Below are 15,576 nucleotides of genomic sequence, written 5' to 3'. Positions count from 1 at the left end.
CCCTTGCTGTCAAACCCCCAACGCCCTGAATCGGGCAACCGCCTCCGGGATCGTTTCTTCATGAATATTGCCGAAGGCCAGGCGCAGGTAATCGGTGAGCCCGGGCCCGAACACCTCGCCGGGGAGACAGATGAGCCCTGCTTCGACGGCAAGCCGCCGCGCCACCTCCCGGCCGGACATCCCGGCAAAGGGGTGGCGTACCCAGGCGAAAAAGGTACCGCTCGCCACCAGGCGGAAGGGGTTGCCCGGGGCGATAAACTCGTTTACGAACCGGCCATGGCGCCGAGCCATCATCAGCCGGTTGTCGGCAACCCAGTCGTCCAGGTAGCGGGTCCCGTAGAGCACGGCATGCTGGGTGATCCGCGGCTGGCAGACCGCCATCGTATCCTGGGCCTTGAGCGCATGGTGGATGAATTCCCGCGAGCCGGCCAGCAGCCCGGCACGGTAGCCGGTGAGAGCATACGTCTTGCCGAAGGAGCTGAAGTGGACGAAATTATCCCCCCACTCCGGATCGGCAAAGAGCTCGTGAGGGGGCGCTCCGCCCGGGATGAAGTCGGCATAGGTCTCGTCGAGCACCAGGGCGATGCCGTGGCGCTGCGCCAGCCGGTAGAGCTGGTGGATGATGTCCGGCGGCGTGACGACGCCAGTGGGATTACTCGGCGTCACGAGGAGGATGGCCCGGGTCCGGGGGGTGATGAGCCGGGCGATCGCCTCCGGCGAAGGGAGACCGCCGGCAGCCTCGTCGAAGGGGACGTAGACCCCCCTGATGCCGAGCATTTCCAGGGCCATCGGATGATCGAAATAGTACGGCGTCTGGACGATCACCTCGTCGCCGGCCCGACAGAGGGTGACCATGGCCAACCAGAACGCCTGACTGGCGCCGATCGTCAGACAGAGTCGGTCCGGTTCGGGCGCGGCGCCGTAGACCCGGGCATAGCGGGCGGAGATCGCCTCGCGCACCTCCGCCAGCCCTTCGTCGGGCGAATATCTGGCGAGTGTCGGCTCGTCGAGGAGAGTCGCCAGGTAGTCGGTCAGCTGGCGGGCCGGCGGATAGTCGGGAACCGCTTGGCAAAGATCGATCAGCGGCCGCTCCGGATCGGGGGCACGGTCGGCGAGCCACCCCCTGACCTCGGAAATGGGCGGGAAATGCACGGAACGAATCAGTTCGGAAACGGTCAGCTTCATCAGGTTCCTCTCAGCGCGAGTGTCTGCCCGGCGCCGCGGCTACGGCTTCAACATGATGAAGCCCATCTGCCTGCCGGTCTCGCCCCCGTCGCGCCGGTAGGAAAAGAACGACTCCGGCGTACAACTGACACAGAGCCCGCTCGCTTCGATATTCGCCTCGGCAACGCCCGACTCGACGAGCTGGCGGACGTTGGCGGCAGCCAGATCCAGCTGCCATTTGCCGGCGCCGGTTTCGCGGGCGAAGTCGCCCCAGCCGTTTTCCGTCCGGCGAAAGGCCTCAACGACCGGAGCGTCCACTTCGTAACAGCAGCCACCGATCGCCGGGCCCACGGCTGCCAGAATCTGCCGCGGTTCGGAGCCGAAAACGCCGACCAGCGCCTCCACCCCCTTCCGGCAGATGCCGGCCGCCGTCCCCTTCCAGCCGGCGTGGAGAGCCGCCACTACCCGCCGGACCGGATCGAGCAGCAGGACCGGCACGCAGTCGGCGACACAGACCCCGACCATTACCCCCGGCTGGTTGGTGATGATCCCGTCGGCCTCCAGTTTCTGGAAGTAGCTGTAATCCGGGTTGGCCGCATCGAGGACCAGAAGATCGGTGCCGTGGACCTGGTTGACCGTCACCAGCCGTTCCAGGCCGGTGGCAAAGGCCCGGGTCAGGAGACTCCGGTTTCCCTCGACGTTGTAGGAGGGGTCGAGGGTATTGGTTCCCAGGTTGAGCGAATTGTAGGGGGGACGCGAGACCCCTTCGTGGCGGGTGGTGAAGCCGTGTACGGCAACCCCGGCCCCGGCCAGCAGGCCGGACTCCAGGTAATGGATCTTGTCGATACGTTTCATTTCCATCTGCAAACTCCTTTAGGGGCTAGATAACTCTGTCGGGAACGGAAACGCCGGCAGTCAGCCGCCCGCCACCGATTCCAGATAGTCGATAATGCGCTGCAGGTCGTCGGGGAGGGGAGTGTCGAACTCCAGATAGTCGGCGGTCACCGGGTGCACGAAGCCAAGGGTCTTGGCATGCAGGGCCTGACGGCCCAGTTCGCGGATCAGTTTGCGCAGCACCGGATCGCGCAGGTTGGCAAGCCGGCCGCCGCCACCGTAAAGTTCGTCCCCCACCAGGGGATGCCCCGACTCGGCCATATGGACGCGGATCTGGTGGGTCCGGCCCGTCTCCAGCCGAAGCTGGAGGAGACTGAGCCCCGGATAGCGGGCCAGCACTTTCCAGTGGGTCACCGCCCGTTTGCCATGGCGGGCTTTCCCGGACATCCGCAGCCGATCGGTCGGATGCCGGCCGATGGCCCCCTCGACCCGGCCCTTGTCCTCCCGTGGCGATCCAAACACCAGTGCCAGATAAATCCGTTTGATCGTATGGTCGTGGAACTGGCGGGCCAGCCCGTCGTGGGCGCGGTCGTTCTTCGCCACCACCAACACGCCGGAAGTATCCTTGTCGATCCGGTGGACAATGCCGGGGCGAATCTCGCCGCCGATCCCCGATAGGTCGCGACAGTGGCCAAGCAAGGCGTTGACCAGGGTACCGCCCGGATTGCCGGCTCCCGGATGCACCACCATCCCCGCCGGCTTGTTGACAACCACCACGTCGCCATCCTCGTACAGGATATCGAGGGGAATCTCCTCGGCCTGGGGGACCGCCGGGGCCGGCGGCGGCACTTCGACCGCGACCACTTCCCCCCCCTTGAGTTTCAATGATGCCTTCTCGACGATGCCGTTAACCGTCACCCGGCCGTCATCGATCAGGCGCTGGACCGCCGAGCGAGTAAGCCCGTCGAGGCTGCGAACGATAAACTGGTCAAGACGTTCCGGTTCACCCTCCGCCGGAACCGTCACGGTAAAATGTGACTCCATAGCTCTCCAAAACGGCAAAGGCGCGACCGATAATCGCGCCTTGCCTCCGCAAACCGCCGTGAGTTGTCCGCTACCAGATGGCGGATTCGATTTTCCCTGCCCGCTTGATCAGCACGTCGACCAGAGCGATGTCGAAGATCCTCGTCGTCGCCAGGTCCGGGGTCACCCGGGAGACGAAATGCTGCCGGCCTTCTTCGATCTCCTCGGCCAGCAGCTCGAAAATGCTGTCACCCTTGATCCCCTGCTCGACCTTTTCCCGGTTGTAGATGGCAATATCCGAAATGATGGCTCGGGCGAGACGCTTTGCTTGGTCTGCATTGGCGATAAGGCTCATGGAATTCCCCTGGATAAATAGTCCGTCCCCGCTTCTGCGGAACGGAGCAGCCGGCCTAGCGCAGCCGGAGCGAGAAGTAGATGCTGGCATCATCCCGCCGCACCAGCAGAAGGGCCATGCCGCGCTGTGCGGCATCGCTCATGGCCCGGGAATATTCGTTCAGGTTGGCGACCCGTTTCCGGTTAACGGCCATCACCACGTCGCCCCGCTGGATGCCGGCCTCGGCCGCCACCCCGTCTTCGTCGACATCGGTCACGACCACGCCGGTCACCCCCCGTTGCCGCAACTCGCGGGGAAGGTTCTCGACCATCAGGCCGAAGGAATCGACCTCCCCCCCCTCGGGACGGGCCTGCCGCGCCGCACTGCTGTCCGCATTGGCGGTGGTAATGGTCAGCGTCACCTCCCGCCCCTCGCGGAATACGGCCAGCGCCACTTTCTGGCCCGGCGGGGTATCGGCAACCACCCGCTGCAGCTGGCGGGCATCCTTGATCTCCTTGCCGGCGAAAGTCAGGATAATGTCCCCCTGCCGTATCCCGCCCCGGGCAGCCGGACTCCCCTCCATGACGTCACTCACCAGGACACCCCGCGGCCTGTTCAGCCCGAACTGCCGGGCCAGTTCCTCGGTCACCGGTTGGATACTCACCCCCAGCCAACCCCGGGTTACCCGCCCCTTGGTAATCAGCTGGGTGATCACCTGTTTGGCCATATTGATCGGGATGGCAAAACCGATCCCCTGGCCAGCAGCAACGATCGCCGTATTGATGCCGATCACCTCGCCGTAGACATTCAGGAGCGGCCCGCCGGAATTGCCGGGATTGATCGAGGCATCGGTCTGGATAAAATCTTCATAGGCCTCGATCCCCATGTTGGAGCGACCGGTGGCCGAAACGACCCCGACGGTCACCGTCCGGTCGAGGCCGAACGGGTTGCCGATGGCAATGGCCCACTGGCCAACCTGTAGCTTGTCGGAATCGCCGAGGACCGCCACCGGGAGTTTCTCCTTGCTGCTGATCTTGATGATGGCGATATCCGATTTGGGATCGCCGCCAACTACCCGGCCGTCATAGACGGTCTCATTGGAGAGCTTGACCTTGATGCTTTCGGCGTCGCGTACCACATGGTCGTTGGTGACAATATACCCTTCCGGATTGATGATGAAGCCGGAGCCGAGGCTCCGCTCACGGCGGTAACGGGGGCGGTTGCCGAAAAAATCGTCGAACAGGGGAGAGAATTCGAAAAACGGCTGCTCAAGTTTCTTTTTGCTGATGGTCGAGATATTGACCACCGCCGGATTGACGTTTTTGACCAATTCCACGAAGGCCTGCTGGGTTGCCAGGATGTCCTTGGGAACATTTTTGACGGGCGCCTCGGCTCTGCCGGTTTCGTAATAGAGCTTCTCTTCCTTTTTCTGGCAGCCGCTGGCAGCGGTAAGAACGAGCAACAGCAGACAGACGAAGCGACGCACGGACATCGAAAATCCTCACGGAACGGCCAGAATGGATTTAAGTCGTTGAAAGGTTAGCGAAATTCCCTCCCGATGTCAACGTCCTTTCCATGCCGGCCGCCGACGAGGATCTGCGCCGGATGCCCACCAATCCGGCCATCCGCCCCGCGCGATTAGCACTTGACGCACCAAGCCGGATTGCATATAACGGGCTCAGCAGAGAGGAGGCCATAGTGAACGACATCAAGTCCCAGATCAAAGAGTTGCGGCTCGGCGAAAAAATCAGAAAACTCCGCCAGGAACGGCGGCTGACCCTCCAGGAATTGTCGGAACTGTCGGGGCTCTCCAAACCGCTGCTCTCCCAGATCGAAAACGATCAGGTGACTCCCCCGATCGCCACCCTGCTCAAGATATCCAAAGGACTCGGTGTGGGGATTCATTACTTTTTCGAGGAAGAAGAGGACCAACAGAAGCTGGTCCTCACCCGGGCATCGCAACAGACGCCCAGCCGCCGACGCTCCGGCAACGATGCCCCCCACGGCTACCTTTACCGGTCGCTCGCCCCCGGCATGCGTCACAAACCGATGGAGCCGTTTCTCGTCGAATTTGAACTACACGAGTGGGATGACAGTTTCTTCTACCGTCATGACGGTTACGAATTCATCTATCTTCTCGAAGGGGAGCTGGAATTCCATTATGGCACCGAAATCATGCAGCTTCTCGCAGGAGACAGCATCTATTACGACTCCTCCGAGCCGCACGGCTACGTCTCGGTAGGCGAGCAGCGGGCAACAGCGGTGGCAGTTCTTTACACCCGCGACTGAATGTTCGGCTGCCTCGCCGGGAACAAGGCGGGGCAGCACCACGGACGCTAAGGCATCGTCTTTTTCTGCCGCTCAAGAAGGCGGCTGAATTCCTGGACGAGCGCGCGCTTTCCCTCGTCCAAATTAATGAATTTGAGCCCCATTCCCCCTTCGGGCTCCAGCCTGCTCCAAACCACCTCGGCCTCCAGGGTGACGGCACTGGCCGACTGGGGCGTATAAAACTGGAGCGTCAATACCTGCCCCACCGGAAAAGGATCTTCCGTGATTACCGCGACCCCCCCTTCGGAGAGGTCAAAGGTGTACACGCAAGTTGCACCGTCGACCTCTACCAGCCAACAGCCGACTGCCATCGCCATTCGCTTGGATTTGCGCTCTTCCACGCCGCGATCCTAAGCCGTCAGTTCTTCACAGTCAGTTGCCACCCAGCTGTCCAGCTGGCCGTCCTCCAGTTCGACCTGGATCGTGCCGCCTTCCTCCGTACAACCGAACGAATAGCCGATTTCCCCAGTCAACCGATTTCTGATCCTCACCCGTTCTTCCTTATGTTCCGTCCGCTCGCAGACTCCTACCCGTTCACGTTCTTTCATGGCCTATCTCCTTGCGGTTATTGATCTTTTTACTAAACTGTACCATGGGAAGACCGGAATGCAACCATTGGAGAGCAGGGAAAGCCCGGCATGCTGAACGGCTGTCGCCGATTCTAGAACGGGCTGTTTTGTCCCGCGCGGTGATCGGTAACAGGGCAAGGATCGGCACAACGCTGCCCGGCCGATAGCCTAGATATCCTCCCCTTCAAGAAGATGAAGCCGGACGACCCGGACACAGCGGCGGCCGCCGGTCAGTTCCCGGAAAAGCCGCTGCAGGAACCGGACGGTGACCACCCGGTGGAGATATGCCTGGGTAAAGCGGTACAGCCATTTTCGCACTCGTGACGGCCGGGACCCGCCAAGCAACAACGGGCAGTAATCGGCGAGCCGGAGACGCAGGCGGCTCCCTTCGCTCGTCCGTTCAACGGCAAACGACAGCTTACCACGCGTGCACTGCGCCGACTGTACCAGCACACCGCCGCAGATGGCCAGCTCCAGTACGGATTTTTCCGCCCCGCCGGTCCGTTGCGGGGCCGTGAAGCGAATCAGGCTGAGCGAGCTCCCGAGCAGACGGAACTCGAGCCCTTCGGCCGTCAGCCGGGGCCTGATCAGCGAAAGGGTGAACACTCTGATATACTCCAGATAACGCGCCAGCAAATAGTCTGGATCAACGGCCACGGCATAGCGCGCTGGCACCGTCATCTCCTGCACGGAAAAGACCGAGGCGTCTGCCAGAAGCACCTGCTGGCAGGCAATTTCACTGGCACTATCGGCTGGCTCGACACTCATCGTTACCCCTTTCGCCAACGATACCACAGCCAACTGCCCTTGTCTTCCTCGGGAGAGGTCACAACTCACCGGCCAGCATGCCGTCACACAGGGGGAACAGATGACTTCCGGCACGGCAACTATCCTGGTCACCGGCGCTACCGGCTTCATCGGCAAACGGCTCGTCACAAGCCTGCTGGCCTCTGGCCACCGGCTCCGCTGCCTGGTTCGCAGCGAAGCGGCACCGCTCCCCCCGGGGGTCGAACGGCATGTCGGCGACCTCCTCGAACCCGGCAGTATCCGGACAGCCTTTACCGATATCGATACCGCCTATTATCTCGTCCACTCGATGGGCGGTGGCCGGGCCGGCTTTGAGCGGCGCGACCGGCAGGCTGCGGAGAACTTCGTGACGGCGGCCGGGAAAAGTCACCTCCGCCGGGTCATCTACCTGGGCGGGCTCGGCGAAACCGGCGGCCGGCTGTCGGAGCATCTGGCCAGCCGCCTCGAGGTTGCCCGCATTATCAGCCGCGGCTCTTTCCAGACGACGTTTCTTCGCGCTGCCATCATCATAGGTGCCGGCGGCGCTTCCTTCGAGATGATCAGGGCCCTTGTCGAACGGCTGCCACTGATGATCACCCCCCGCTGGGTCGAGACGCGCTGCCAGCCGATCGCCGTCAACGACGTCATCAGCTATCTGGTCGGGTGCCTCGCCGACGAACGAACCGCCGGGCAAACTTTCGATATCGGCGGTCCGGAAATCCTCACTTACCGCTTGATGATGGAGCGGTTCGCCCGGATCGTAAACCGGCCGCTCTTGCTCATCCCGGTACCAGTGCTCACCCCGAAGCTTTCCTCCTACTGGGTGGGGCTGGTTACCCCGGTGAAGCCCTCCATCTCCATGCCACTCATCGAAGGGTTAAGGAACGAAGTAGTCTGCCGGGAAAACCGGATTAGGGAACTGTTCCCCTTTCCGCTCACCCCGTATGATGAATCGGTCAAAATCGCCCTTGCAGAAGAGGGGAAGAGTGTTTACAATTAGCACCGTTTCATTCCCAGATCCTGCATTATCCCTGTTCGACCCGTTCTTACTGTCACCCCCGTCCGCGCAAGAAACCATAAGGAGGAACATATGAAAAAAATCGGCGTTGTTCTTTCCGGCTGTGGCGTCTATGACGGCAGCGAAATCCACGAGGCGGTCCTGACCCTGCTGGCTATCGACCGGCTTGGCGCGGAAGCCGTCTGCATGGCCCCCGACATGGCGTTTCGCGAAGTCAACCACCTAACCTCCCAGGAGACGGGAGCGACCCGCAACACCCTTGTCGAATCGGCGCGGATAGCCCGCGGCAAGATACGTGACATCAAGGAAGTCTCGGCCGCCGAGCTCGATGCGCTCATCTTTCCCGGGGGGTATGGCGCCGCAAAGAACCTGTGCAATTTTGCGGAAAAGGGCGCCGACGCCACGATTCACCCCGAAGTGGCACGCCTGATCAGGGAAATCGCCGGCGCCCGAAAACCGATCGGCGCCATCTGCATCGCGCCGGCGCTCATCGCCGCTACCCTCGGCCGCGATTTCCGGCCGAAAGTGACCATTGGCACCGACAGCGGGACTGCGGCAGCCATTACCGGAACCGGCAGCGAGCATGTAAATTGCCCGGTGCGCGAATTCGTCGTCGATCGGGAGAACAAGATCGTCACTACCCCGGCATACATGCTGGCCAACCGGATTTCCGAAGCGGCGGAAGGCATTGAGAAGGCGGTAAAGGCCGTCATTGAGCTGGCTTGACCAAGACGGCATTCAAACTCATTTGCAAGGAGGCAACAGGATGACCAAGGCAATGGGCGTTATCGGCGCACTTTTACTGCTGGCCCTGACCGGAACGACCGCTCTGGCGGACAGCATCAAGGGACGGCTCGGCGTTACCGGCCGGATCGGTTTTTATCTGCCGACCGACAGCGACTACAACGATTACAAACTGGAAACTGACGCCGGCTTTCTGGGCGGTGGCGGGCTCATTTACGGCATTACCGACAACCTTGCCGCCGAAATCGAGGTTACCCATACCGAATTCGGCGCCAACCGGGTGAGCGATGCAGACGAAGGCGATTTCGAGATCGTCAACGTGGCGCTCGGCGCCCAATACCGTTTTCTCATCCCGCAGCCCGTGCTAGTTCCCTATGCCGGCGGCGGCCTCGACATCCTCATCAACGATTACAAGCGGCCAAACGGCACCAACGTTGACGTCGACACTACCGTCGGGGCCCACATCTGCGGCGGGATCGACTATTTTCTGACCAAACAGCTGGTCCTCAACGCCGAAATGCGGGCCGTGATTGCACCACAGGTAGACATCAACGGCCCGGACGGCAGTGGCCACTTCGACCCGAGCGGCTTCGCCGGCACGTTTGGCTTCAGGGTGTTTTTCAACTAGCAATCACGCCGTCGAATCAAGCCCCGCGATGAGCGCGCCGCTCCTCATCGTGGGGTTCCCCCCTGCCAGCCACCTGATGACGCATTCCATTCGCATTCCGTCGAAAGATGCCATGATCGATTCGCATTGCTGCAAAACAAGGTAATGCCGCAAAATGCATCATCAGCGACCCATTCTGCAACAGTGGACTGTGGCAAAAGTGCAACGCTGGTCCGAATAAATTCTTCTCTTGCCCCACTTTACGTCAACTGTAGTAGAATTATATACAGATAGGAAAGCGCTCCGGCAAGCATGCAGCACAGGGCGACTTCCATGGTGATGTCGGTGGTTTTTGTATGGCACGCTTCATGTATGAAATTGAAGCAGAGGCAGGATGTCTTGCCATTCCCGGTCACTTCGCCAGTATACCTGCCTGCTCCGGAAAGCGATGGGGAATGCGGCTGCGGGGAATCGACCATGGACACACGACAAATTGACGAGGCGATCGACAAGTACGTCAACGAACGGATGAAAGCCAGCCGCAAGTCGGCAGCTGATCGTTTTCTCTCCTATGCATATCTGAAATATGCGGGCGATGAGCTAGGCGATTTCATGCGCAAAGTCAGAGGGCTCTCCCGTTACTACATCGATTTTCTCAAAGTGATGGAAAATCCCTTCAAAGGGCCGGAACTTGCCTGGTTTGCCTCCATGATTACGGTCGGGGTCGTTTCGTGTTACATGATGGGTGACGAGGGGAGCCGGCTGGCGGGGATTTTCATCTTCTCCGGCACGTTGGTTCATGCTTGGGCACTGTTGCGAATGGTGGCAAAGAAGTGGCGTGATATCGGCGTCATGATCGCCATTTACCGCGAAATCATCGACATTATCGACAAAGAATCAACGGCCGCCGCCTAATTCCCTTCCCTTCGCCGCTTGGTCAGGACAGTGCCCGGCTGTCCCGGCCAAGCGGCAACCGTCTCCTTCACTCCGGATTTTCACCCAAGCGGATTTTTTCCAACGTTTGCAGAATTGCGGTTGGTTCCAGCCGTTTCGTGTAGTCAACTTCGACGAAGGCAAGACGGACGGTCATCGTCCGGTCAACGACGAATGTCCCCGGGAGGGGAAGCTCCCAGGTGCCATCCCCGTTATAGTCGGCAAGATCGACCCCCAGCCGGTGATACACCCGGCGAAGCTCTTCGCCGAGCGCGTAAACGAGGCCGAACTTCCTGGCGACCCGATTCCCCACGTCGCTCAACACTTCATATTGCAAAAAATTTTTCAGCAGGGTCGCCTGTGATTTATCGGGAGTTTGCGGCGAGATGGCAAGTAGTTCGGCGCCCAGTTCCCGGAACCGGGGCAACATTTGTTGATAAGCCCGCAACTGCAGGCTGCAATACGGTCACCAGCCGCCGCGATAAAAAGCGACGATTGCACTGCCACGGGCAGTGACCGACCCGAGGCTCACCTCTTTTCCCACCGCATTGGGCAGCAAAAAATCCGTTACCTGCGCCCCAACCTTGAGAGAGTGGTCGAGAATTCCCGAGCGGAGCAGTTCGTCTGCCGATCGACGCAACGTTTCGGCCACTTCACCGGGAGCCTGGGCAAGAAATTGTTCGCGCACCGCATCCAGTTCCTTCTGCAATTCGACCGTAAACTGCTCTTCCTCCATGGGGTTACTCCGCTGTTGCCCGAGGGACACGCGTCGCCTAGACTGCGGCCCGGTAGACATTGTTTTCCCGCTTCCGCCGCTCGGGACCGGTATAGCTGCGGCCGGCCCCCCGCCGCAACGGATCACGGCCAACAACGACCCAACCGTCGGACCGGTAAAATGACTGCACTTTCCCGGCGGCGATAAACTCCTGCAGGCGCCACGGCTTCACCATGTCATAGGTATTATCGTGATATCTGACGCGAACCAGCATCTGCATCACCTCCTTGGCTGAGCTCCCGGAACAGACGCTTTTTTAACAGGTTAGCAGACAACACGGCACTGTCAAACAATCCGCGACTTTGCCTCACCGCCCGCTGCGGCCCTGCTGATCGCGATCGTCATTCCATTGTTCCCAGGCACTGGGCGGATCTGACGGCACGATCTTCACTTCACGCCCCTTTACCAACAGCTTTTGCCCGGGCTCGACCGTCCACCGTCGGCCGGCGACCGTCACGGAAATCACGCCGTGCACGACCCGCACCTGCAGCGATTCGCCGTCGTCGTCCTGCCACACACCAAAAGTGCTGCCAACCCCGGCTCGAAGTTCGGCAACGGGGGTTTCCACCTCCATCGTCGCCCGCTTGCCCCCGGCAAACTGCATGTAGATGTCGCCAGCCGCCAAGTAAAATGACGCAAGGTCCGGATCGAGGGCGATCATGTCGAAACTGCTGAACTGATCGACCCGGGCCAGTGAGCCGCCGGGCAAAAGCAGCTCGAGCCGTCCCCCTTCGCCGGTCCTCAGCTCGTCACCTTCGGTAACCGGCATGCCCTGTTCCGCGGCAACCCATTCATCCACGTTCTCATAGCGGACAAATGCCGGTCCGGCAAGGTAGCTGACCTGCGTTCCCGCCGCGGCAAACACCGTCTCCGGTCCGACAGCGAACAACATTAACGCGATGATGAGGAATCGCAGCACTGGAGTTCGGAACCTCCGTCGTTATCTTCATTCATGGCCACGTGTCTGCCGTCACACTGCTACAGCGCCCGGTCCCTGCCATCAAGAGCGGCATCGGTCGCACTCATTCGAGCTGCCTGGCCGCCACCCGGGTGAAGATGTAGAGTCCGGCAAAGATCAGGGTGCCGCCGATCATCTGGCGGACGGTAGGATTTTCGTGCAGGAAGAGTGCTGCCCAGACAATTGCGCCTATCGGCTCGCCGAGGATGCTGACGGAAACAACCGAGGCCTGGATGTAACGGAGCGCCCAGTTAAAAACCGTATGGCCGAGCACGGTGCAAACGGCGGCGAGGGCAAACATCAGCACCCAGTCGCGCCACGGATACGGGTGGAACGGTACCCGGGCCACCATGCTGGCCACAATCAGGACCAACGCACTCATGCCGTAGGCTGTGAAGGTATAGCCGGTGAGATCGACACTGCCGCGCAACCGCCGGCCGATCAGCAGGTAGCCCGAAACCAGGACGGCAGCGACCAGGGCCAGCAGGTCGCCAAGGAACGCTTCCCGTCCGACCCGAAAATCCCCCGCCCCGATCACGACGCTGCCCAACAGTGCCAAAACCCCGCCGATGGCCGCCAGACGGGAAATTTTCTCGCCAAAGAACAGCCAGGAACCGATAACGACGAATACCGGCTGGATGGTGACGATCACCACCGAACTGGCAACGCTGGTATATTTGAGGGAAATGAACCAGGTAACGAAGTGGAAGGCAAGAAAAACGCCGCTCAGGCCCGCCATCCAGAGCTGGCGCCGGCTCATCCGCCGAACGCCGCCGAACTGCTCGTAAAAGGTCAACGGCGCCAGGAGCAGAAAGGTAAACAATAGCCGGTAGGTGGCGATCATCATCGATGGCGCACCGCACAGCCGGACAAACAGCGCCGAGAACGAGACAGCAAAAACCCCTATCAGGACAGCCAGATAGGGGTTGATAATGGGTTGAGCTTCGTGTTGCGCCATAGGTCAATTCTTTCGGACACCATCCAGCTCCGGCCGCTAGGGCGAAGCGGCGTGCACAGGCGGACTATTCGCCGAGGTAAGCCTTCCGGACTTCGGGATTGGCGGCCAGTTCGGCAGCTGGCCCCTGCAGCACCACCTCGCCGGTTTCCAGCACGTAGGCACGGTGAGCGATGGAGAGGGCCATGTGGGCATTCTGCTCCACGAGCATCACCGTCGTCCCCTCCCGGTTGATTTCCTGAATTATTTCGAAAATTTTTTCCACCAGCATCGGCGCCAGCCCCATCGATGGCTCGTCGAGGAGAATCAGCCGCGGCCGCGACATCAGCGCTCGCCCCATCGCCAGCATCTGCTGCTCCCCTCCGGAGAGTGTCTTGGCGAGCTGCTTGCGCCGTTCGGCCAGTCGGGGAAACAGCTGGAAAATCCGGTCGATCTCGGCGACAATGCCCTTCTTGTCGCTTCTGATATAGGCGCCCATCTCCAGGTTTTCGAGCACACTCATCTTAGCGAAAACCCGTCTTCCTTCGGGGACCTGACTGATCCCTTTCATGACGATCTTGTGCGGGGACATGCGGGTGATTTCTTCACCCTCAAAGGAAATTTTGCCGGCAGCCGGCGGCACGATCCCCGAGATGGCGTTGAGGGTCGTGGTCTTCCCGGCGCCATTGGCACCGATCAAGGCAACGATCTCGCCCTGATCGACCCGACAGGAGATATTGAGCAGCGCTTTGATCGCTTTGTAGTTAACGGACAGGTTCTCAATTTCAAGCATGTTTCATCCTTTGTGCTGCAGCAGGGGACCTTCTCTAGCGGACCGGCAGCCCGATCTCAGTGCACGGCGCCCTTGCCGAGATAGGCTTCGATAACCTGGGGATTGGTCCGGATCTCTTCCGGCTTCCCTTCGGCGATTTTTACCCCGTAATCGAGGACTGCGATCCGGTCGGAAAGGCCCATGACGAATTTCATGTCATGCTCCACGAGGAAGACGGTGATCCCCGCCGCCCGGATCTTCAGGACCATCTCAAGTAGCACCTGCTTCTCCTGGGGATTCATCCCGGCGGCCGGTTCATCAAGCAGGATCAGGTCCGGTTTCAGCGCCAGCGCCCTGGCGATCTCCAAACGCCGCTGCTCGCCATAGGGGAGGTTGACCGCCAGCTCGTAGGCCCGATGGGCCAGGTCGACCTGCTTGAGACACTCGATGGCCCATTCGGCAAGGGCTCCTTCTTCTTTCCGCACCCACGGCGCCAGCTTCATAATCGAGCCTGCCAGATCCCATTTCCCCAGCTTGTGGGCGCCGATCAGGACGTTTTCGAGCACCGACAGTTCGGTAAAGAGGCGGATATTCTGGAAGGTGCGGCCAATCCCGGCCGCGGCGATATGGTATGGCTTGTTGCCGCTGATCGGGCGGCCGTTGAATGAGATGCTCCCCTCCGTCGGGGCATAGATACCGGTGATCAGGTTGAAGATGGTGCTCTTGCCCGCCCCGTTGGGACCGATCAGGGCGAGGATTTCGCCCCGTTCGACGGTCAGGTCGACCCCATCGACGGCCACGAGCCCGCCAAAGCGAATCGTTACGTTATCGAGTTTGAGAAGCGACATTGGTCTATCCCGTAAATGAATTGAAGGTTAGGTTTGTTTTTCCCGGACTTCGGCGATGGCCGGTTTCCGTCCCAGACTGCGCAGCACCAAGTCGGTGAAGTTTACGCCGCCAAGGAGCCCGTTGGGCCGGAAGACCATCAGGAAGACCAGCAGGCCGCCATAGACGAGCATCCGGTATTCAGACATGAAACGGAGGAATTCGGGGGCGGCGGCAAGGATCGAGGCACCGACCACCGTCCCGGCAATGCTGCCAAGGCCGCCCAGCACCACCATGCTCAGCATGTCGACCGACTTGAGGAAACCGAAATCGGATGGATTGATGTAATTGATGAAGTGGGCGTAGAGCCCGCCGCCAACCCCGGCCATGAAAGCCCCGAGGGCAAATGACTCGATCTTGTAGCGGGTGATATTGATTCCCATCGCTTCGGCGGCGATTTCATCGTCGCGGATCGCCTTGAGTGCCCGGCCAAAGCGTGAGTCTTTCATGAAGGAAGAGAAAATAATAGCAATGATGGCGACCAGCCAGACATAGATCGGCATCGGGATGGGCGATTTCGGGGTTGGAACGGTCAGGCCGAGCGCCTTGTTGGTGATATCCATGTTAAGAAACACCACCTTGACGATTTCGGCAAAGCCAAGCGTGCAGATCGCCAGATAATCACCGGTAAGGCGAAGGATCGGAAAGCCGATCGCCGCACCGACGATCGCTGCCATCAGCCCCGAAAGGAGCAGGTTCAGACCGAAAGGAATATTGAAGCGAATGGTGATTATGGCACTGGCAAAAGCCCCGACACTCATGAATGCGGCGTGACCCAGCGACAGTTGGCCGGTGATCCCGGTGATGATGTTCAGTCCCAGTGCCAAGATGATGGCAATGCCGATATTGACCAGGATCTGGAGCAAATAGGGGTCCATCAACTGGACCAGGTTATTCAGGGCTTCTGCCATA

Annotated in this window: 20 protein-coding genes; 5 read left to right on the top strand and 15 right to left on the bottom strand. The window is 60.5% G+C overall.

Translation table 11 applies throughout. The features are described from left to right. Positions 1–9 precede the first annotated feature (9 nt). The 5 genes from QMN23_RS00595 to QMN23_RS00575 all read right to left on the bottom strand — a co-directional run bounded on the left by QMN23_RS00595 (position 10) and on the right by QMN23_RS00575 (position 4,847). Positions 10–1,185, bottom strand: coding sequence for an aminotransferase (locus QMN23_RS00595; RefSeq protein ID WP_282001150.1), 1,176 nt, complete (start codon positions 1,183–1,185; stop codon positions 10–12). 39 nt (positions 1,186–1,224) lie between these two features. Next, a complete protein-coding gene (gene pgeF, locus QMN23_RS00590) occupies positions 1,225–2,025 on the bottom strand; it encodes a peptidoglycan editing factor PgeF (RefSeq protein ID WP_282001149.1) in 801 nt (266 codons plus the stop codon). Between the two features lie 54 nt (positions 2,026–2,079). Beyond that, a complete protein-coding gene (locus QMN23_RS00585; protein WP_282001148.1) occupies positions 2,080–3,042 on the bottom strand; it encodes an RluA family pseudouridine synthase in 963 nt (320 codons plus the stop codon). A gap of 70 nt (positions 3,043–3,112) precedes the next feature. Further along, positions 3,113–3,376, bottom strand: a complete 264-nt coding sequence (locus QMN23_RS00580; protein ID WP_282001147.1) for a hypothetical protein — start codon at positions 3,374–3,376, stop codon at positions 3,113–3,115. A 55-nt stretch (positions 3,377–3,431) separates the two neighbouring features. Then, entirely contained in the window at positions 3,432–4,847 is a 1,416-nt protein-coding gene (locus QMN23_RS00575) for a DegQ family serine endoprotease (RefSeq protein ID WP_282001146.1), read from the bottom strand. 206 nt (positions 4,848–5,053) lie between these two features. Between QMN23_RS00575 and QMN23_RS00570 the strand changes: the two genes are divergently transcribed. Then, complete coding sequence (locus QMN23_RS00570) at positions 5,054–5,644, top strand: helix-turn-helix domain-containing protein (protein ID WP_282001145.1); 591 nt, start codon at positions 5,054–5,056, stop codon at positions 5,642–5,644. Positions 5,645–5,691: 47 nt separating this feature from the next. Here the strand turns inward: QMN23_RS00570 and QMN23_RS00565 are convergent, their stop codons facing one another. The 3 genes from QMN23_RS00565 to QMN23_RS00555 form a co-directional block, all read right to left on the bottom strand. Continuing rightward, positions 5,692–6,024, bottom strand: coding sequence for a PilZ domain-containing protein (locus tag QMN23_RS00565; RefSeq protein WP_282001143.1), 333 nt, complete (start codon positions 6,022–6,024; stop codon positions 5,692–5,694). A gap of 9 nt (positions 6,025–6,033) precedes the next feature. Then, entirely contained in the window at positions 6,034–6,231 is a 198-nt protein-coding gene (locus tag QMN23_RS00560) for a hypothetical protein (RefSeq protein ID WP_282001141.1), read from the bottom strand. A gap of 189 nt (positions 6,232–6,420) precedes the next feature. Beyond that, the gene (locus QMN23_RS00555) at positions 6,421–7,020 is read right to left on the bottom strand and encodes a hypothetical protein (protein ID WP_282001140.1); all 600 of its coding nucleotides are present in this window, start codon (positions 7,018–7,020) and stop codon (positions 6,421–6,423) included. Between the two features lie 100 nt (positions 7,021–7,120). Here QMN23_RS00555 and QMN23_RS00550 point away from each other — a divergent pair, with 100 nt between their 5' ends. The 4 genes from QMN23_RS00550 to QMN23_RS00535 all read left to right on the top strand — a co-directional run bounded on the left by QMN23_RS00550 (position 7,121) and on the right by QMN23_RS00535 (position 10,322). Continuing rightward, the gene (locus QMN23_RS00550) at positions 7,121–8,038 is read left to right on the top strand and encodes an NAD(P)H-binding protein (protein WP_282001139.1); all 918 of its coding nucleotides are present in this window, start codon (positions 7,121–7,123) and stop codon (positions 8,036–8,038) included. Positions 8,039–8,128: 90 nt separating this feature from the next. Beyond that, positions 8,129–8,782, top strand: coding sequence for an isoprenoid biosynthesis glyoxalase ElbB (elbB, locus tag QMN23_RS00545; RefSeq protein WP_282001138.1), 654 nt, complete (start codon positions 8,129–8,131; stop codon positions 8,780–8,782). A 40-nt stretch (positions 8,783–8,822) separates the two neighbouring features. Then, positions 8,823–9,428, top strand: coding sequence for an outer membrane beta-barrel protein (locus tag QMN23_RS00540; protein ID WP_282001137.1), 606 nt, complete (start codon positions 8,823–8,825; stop codon positions 9,426–9,428). Positions 9,429–9,884: 456 nt separating this feature from the next. Next, positions 9,885–10,322 carry a GSU0071 family protein gene (locus QMN23_RS00535; RefSeq protein WP_282001135.1) on the top strand — a complete coding sequence of 146 codons (438 nt, stop codon included), beginning with the start codon at positions 9,885–9,887 and terminating at the stop codon, positions 10,320–10,322. 67 nt (positions 10,323–10,389) lie between these two features. Here the strand turns inward: QMN23_RS00535 and QMN23_RS00530 are convergent, their stop codons facing one another. From QMN23_RS00530 to QMN23_RS00500, 7 genes are all read right to left on the bottom strand, one after another. Further along, positions 10,390–11,076, bottom strand: coding sequence for a peroxiredoxin-like family protein (locus QMN23_RS00530; RefSeq protein WP_282001134.1), 687 nt, complete (start codon positions 11,074–11,076; stop codon positions 10,390–10,392). A 37-nt stretch (positions 11,077–11,113) separates the two neighbouring features. Then, positions 11,114–11,335, bottom strand: a complete 222-nt coding sequence (locus QMN23_RS00525) for a GSU3473 family protein (RefSeq protein WP_282001133.1) — start codon at positions 11,333–11,335, stop codon at positions 11,114–11,116. Between the two features lie 87 nt (positions 11,336–11,422). Continuing rightward, on the bottom strand, positions 11,423–12,034 hold the full coding sequence (locus QMN23_RS00520) for a FecR family protein (RefSeq protein ID WP_282001132.1): 612 nt from the start codon (positions 12,032–12,034) through the stop codon (positions 11,423–11,425). Positions 12,035–12,137: 103 nt separating this feature from the next. After that, the gene (locus QMN23_RS00515; RefSeq protein ID WP_282001131.1) at positions 12,138–13,031 is read right to left on the bottom strand and encodes a DMT family transporter; all 894 of its coding nucleotides are present in this window, start codon (positions 13,029–13,031) and stop codon (positions 12,138–12,140) included. A 64-nt stretch (positions 13,032–13,095) separates the two neighbouring features. Beyond that, positions 13,096–13,800 carry an ABC transporter ATP-binding protein gene (locus QMN23_RS00510; protein WP_282001129.1) on the bottom strand — a complete coding sequence of 235 codons (705 nt, stop codon included), beginning with the start codon at positions 13,798–13,800 and terminating at the stop codon, positions 13,096–13,098. Between the two features lie 56 nt (positions 13,801–13,856). Further along, the gene (locus QMN23_RS00505; protein WP_282001128.1) at positions 13,857–14,627 is read right to left on the bottom strand and encodes an ABC transporter ATP-binding protein; all 771 of its coding nucleotides are present in this window, start codon (positions 14,625–14,627) and stop codon (positions 13,857–13,859) included. A gap of 27 nt (positions 14,628–14,654) precedes the next feature. Continuing rightward, positions 14,655–15,575 (bottom strand): branched-chain amino acid ABC transporter permease, encoded by a 921-nt coding sequence (locus QMN23_RS00500; RefSeq protein WP_282001127.1) that lies wholly within the window; start codon positions 15,573–15,575, stop codon positions 14,655–14,657. Position 15,576: the final 1 nt, after the last annotated feature.

It is taken from the genome of Geotalea uraniireducens (assembly GCF_027943965.1).
GTDB classification, from domain to species: domain Bacteria; phylum Desulfobacterota; class Desulfuromonadia; order Geobacterales; family Geobacteraceae; genus Geobacter; species Geobacter uraniireducens.
This window is presented reverse-complemented; position numbering and strand designations above follow the sequence as displayed.